We start from the raw sequence: 4,110 nt of genomic DNA, 5'->3' as shown, positions 1-4,110 counted from the left end.
GCAGGCTCAAGAGATGCGCAAGCATCTCAAAAAGTTTTTCTGGTTCTCTTTGTTCACAAAGAGAACAGTACCCTCCCAATAGGGTAGAAAATAAACGAACGGTTACAATTAAATTTGTTGTTTGGGTTTTCGCGCCGCCATCATTTCCGCCACAATACTGATAATCAGCGTAATGACGAACAGGATACAGCCCAGCAGGAACAGCGCCTCGTAGTGGACCCCTCCATTCGGCGCCTCACCCAGTTCCGCCGCTATCGTCGCCGGGATCGTCCGTACCGGTTCCAGCAGGCCATGCGGAATGATCGCCGAATTTCCCGTCACCATCAGCACCGCCATCGTTTCGCCGATAGCCCGGCCAATGCCCAGCACCGCCGCCGCCATGATTCCCGACGCCGAATACGGCAGCACCACCCTCCGGATCGTCTGCCACTGCGTCGCCCCCAGCGCCAGCGAAGCCTCTTTCACCGACCGCGGCACATTCCGGATCGAATCCTCCGCCACCGTGATGATCGTCGGCAGCGCCATAATCGCCAGAATCACGCTCCCCGCCAGCGCCGTCTCGCCCACCGGCAGACCGAACACCCGCTGAATCAACGGCACGATCACCACCAAACCGAAGAATCCGTACACCACCGACGGAATCCCCGCCAGCAGTTCGATCACCGGTTTGAGCAGCTTACGCACCCGCTCGTCCGCCAGCTCCGCCATGTAGATCGCCACTGCCATGCCTAACGGCAGCGCGAAAAGGATCGCCGCCAACGAAACCCACAGCGTCCCGGTCACTAACGGCACGATCCCGAACAGCGGGGCCGGCGTCGCCGTCGGGAACCACTCGTCGCCGAGGAAAAACTCGCCCGGCGCGATATTCCGCTTGTCGATCACCTGGCCCGGGAAATCTTTCTCAAGATAGGTGTCCGGAAAGAATGCGATCATCCCCGGGTGCTCCGCAATGATTTTGCTCAGGCACTGCGGAATGAACTGAAGCTCGTCGCCCAGTTCCTCATAGCTCGCGTACTGTTCGATGTCGTTCAACCGGAAGACCACGATCGGCTCGTCTGCTCCTCCCAACTCGTTCCAGTTGGTGATCTGGCCGTCGAAAATCTCCTTGAGCTGCACGGGCGTGAGGTCGTGCACGGGGTTCTCCCGGTTGACTGCCACCACATACCCTTGCTCTACGGTCGGACTGCCGAATAATCCGGCTCCTTCCCTGAACAGAAAGAATACTATGAGCAGTATGGTCACTGAGGTGACGCCGCCGCTGACCATCAGCACGCGCTCGACTATCCCTTCGACTATCCGCCTGAATCGTTTGTTCATCTGGTTTATTTAAGTGTTCGTTTAATCTTTACCCAACTGTGAGTGACTGTTCTTTCTTTGAAAAGAAAGAACCAAAGAAACTTTCAGATAGCTGCGCTACTCCTTACGCTCCGCAGTCCTCTTGCATTGCGTTTTCTTTGGGGTGTGGCAATAGCGGGCTTAAGACACAGTATTCAATAGCCCGCTATTGCTCACACCCCAAGAAAGTCGAAGCCAAGGGTACCCGGCAGGCTCAAGAGATGCGCAAGCATCTCAAAAAGTTTTTCTGGTTCTCTTTGTTCACAAAGAGAACAGTACCCTCAAACAATAGGGCAGCAATTAAACGAACGGTTAATAGATCGAGAGCCACCTTACAGCACATCGATATATCCCACCTCCTTGACCCACTTTTGCCCCTCCGGCGACATCACATAACCGACGAAAGCCCTTACAGCAGCTTCATGATCCTTCGTGTAGTAGAAATAGAGCGGGCGCACCACCGGATAAGTTTTATTCTTCGCATTGGCATAAGTCGGCGCCACGAACGTCTTGCCATCATACGACACCTTCAGCGCCTTCACCTCGTCATTCACATAAGCATGGCCCACATAACCGATCGCCCCCGGCGTCTGCGACACCGACTGGATGATCGCCCCCGTGGCCGGCATCGACAGCACCGACGCCATGTAATTCTTATTCTTCAGCACACTCTCCTTAAAAAACTCATACGTTCCCGAGCTCGTTTCGCGCGAATAGACCACGATCTTCCAGTCCGGCCCCCCGACCTGTTTCCAGTTCGTGATCGATCCCGTGAAAATGCCCTCTAACTGTTCGCGCGTCAGCTGCGACACCGGATTCTTCGGATTCACCACCACCGCCAGCGCATCCCAAGCGATAATCTTTTCGACCACCGGCCGCCGGGCATTCTGGAGCTTCAGCCGCTCGTCGATTTTGATCTTGCGCGACGCCATAGCGATGTCAGTCGTGTTGTCGATCAGCGCAGCGAGGCCCACACCCGAACCGCCGCCCGTCACAGTCACATCCGCACCCGGATTCTTCTTGAGGTAGTTTTCCGCCTCCTTCTGAGCCAGCGGAAGCACCGAGTCCGAACCTTTGAGCTTCTGAGCCATAGCCTGACCGCCGACCAGCATCAGCGCCGCGATAAGCATTACGATCTTTTTCATATCCGTTTGTTTTTTGAGTTATTTATCTGAATAATTTTTTGTGAATTTCGGGCGCCCCAGCCCCCACGGGGGCGCCCGACGGCTCGCCAGAGCGATCCGGAAAGCACTTTAGAACTTCGCCTGCACCCTCAAAGTCAGCACATTCTGCTTGATGTGCGAAGCATAATCCTTGAGCGGATCCGTACTGGAGAGGCCGGGACACTTCTCGTTGTCCACGAAATCGTAGTAGGCCGAGAGAGTCAGGTATTTGTTCCACCGGAACAGATAGCCGATGCCGTAGGTGTTGTAAGCCACGTCCGCCGCCCCCGTACCTTGCAAACGGCCGATCTCGTTCGCGCCGACCTTCGTGTTCGGATCGTAGTTGTCATACTTGAAGACTACCGAGTGTTTCGATTTGCCGATGTCCTGAATGAAGTACACATAGGCTCCGCGGAAGTTGCGCAGATAGAGCGGATCTTTCCCCGCACCGAACGACGTACCGCCCGGATCGGCGTTCTTGTTGAGCGTCCCCGGCTGCTTGCCCCAGAGGTACTCGGCCCGGATATGGGTCGTTCCGGCGGCCCACTGCTGCGAGACCTGCGCCGCAGCACCGAAATAATGACGTTTCGAGTAGTCGCCTTTCACTCCGTCCTGCTGCACGAATCCCTGACCTTTGACGAACTTGTAGTTCTCGTTCGCCGGATTCAACACGCCGCCTCCGTAATAGGAGAATGCGGCTCCCCATTCGCCCGTCCGGTAGGCATGCAGGTAAGCCAGCCGGCCGATGAAGTCCTTGCGGGAGTCGGTCTCCTGCCCGATGCCGTTGCCGTTGAACAGGCCGCCGTTGAGGGTGAAACGGTTCAGAAAAGTGCCTTTTTTGCCCCGCAGCGTCAGCATGGCTCCGAGGTCACGCTCGTTGGGGAACAGCGAGAGGTAGACGCGGCTCCGTTCCGGCGACTCGCGTTTCGACGAAGAGTAACTGATTTCGTAGCCGAACGGCCGGTCGAAGAGACCCACCTGTCCGCCGATGATCTGCGAGGGCGCGGTCAGTTTGATGTAGGCGTCCTTGATTGATACCCCTTTTTCGGTGAAATCGGGTTGGAAGACTACTTGCATCACGCCGAGATCGTAGGTGAATTTCACCCGTCCGCGGCGAACCATAAAGCGGTTGTCGCTGTTGGCATTGAACGAGCCGCCGTCGGTGAAGGCGGCGATTCCTTTCTGCTGGGCCAGCTGCCACTGGGCTTGCAAGTAGCCGGAGATTTTGAGCTGTCCGCCTTTTTCTCCGAAGCGGACTTTCAGTCCTCCTTCCTCCACTTTGGGAGCGATCGCTGCGGATTCGCCGTGACTGCCTTCGGCGGCGGTGACGTTCGATCCGGCGAGGAGCAGGGCTGCCAGAACCAGTGTCGTCGATTTTCGTTTCATAAGCATCCTTTTTAGGGTTTGTTTGTTCCGTCTTTTGTACATTGCAAACATAGAATGCCTATGTTAACGCTTTGTTATCCGGTTCTTAGCATTCGGTTAATTTTAGATTACGGAATTGTTAAGTGCTGTGATTTTTTCCGCGATCCGCAACCCCGGCGCGTTCTATTTCGCGGCGGCGCAGAATGACTGGACATCTCCGCAGAACAACGCGCTGTGGCAGGACGAG

3 protein-coding genes are annotated in these 4,110 nt (G+C 56.0%); all 3 read right to left on the bottom strand.

Going from position 1 to position 4,110, the window contains the following annotated elements:
• Positions 1–108: 108 nt before the first annotated feature.
• The 3 genes from pstC to Q0Z93_RS09765 all read right to left on the bottom strand — a co-directional run bounded on the left by pstC (position 109) and on the right by Q0Z93_RS09765 (position 3,884).
• Positions 109–1,317 (bottom strand): phosphate ABC transporter permease subunit PstC, encoded by a 1,209-nt coding sequence (pstC, locus tag Q0Z93_RS09775; RefSeq protein ID WP_298065052.1) that lies wholly within the window; start codon positions 1,315–1,317, stop codon positions 109–111.
• A 350-nt stretch (positions 1,318–1,667) separates the two neighbouring features.
• Positions 1,668–2,480: a PstS family phosphate ABC transporter substrate-binding protein gene (locus Q0Z93_RS09770; RefSeq protein ID WP_298065049.1), complete on the bottom strand. Its 813-nt coding sequence runs from the start codon at positions 2,478–2,480 to the stop codon at positions 1,668–1,670.
• 108 nt (positions 2,481–2,588) lie between these two features.
• Positions 2,589–3,884: a hypothetical protein gene (locus Q0Z93_RS09765; protein WP_298065047.1), complete on the bottom strand. Its 1,296-nt coding sequence runs from the start codon at positions 3,882–3,884 to the stop codon at positions 2,589–2,591.
• Positions 3,885–4,110: the final 226 nt, after the last annotated feature.

Origin of the sequence: uncultured Rikenella sp., assembly GCF_947628055.1 — a bacterium.
GTDB lineage: Bacteria > Bacteroidota > Bacteroidia > Bacteroidales > Rikenellaceae > Rikenella.
Note: the sequence above shows the minus strand (reverse complement) of the source record. Positions and strands in the feature narration are given on the sequence as shown.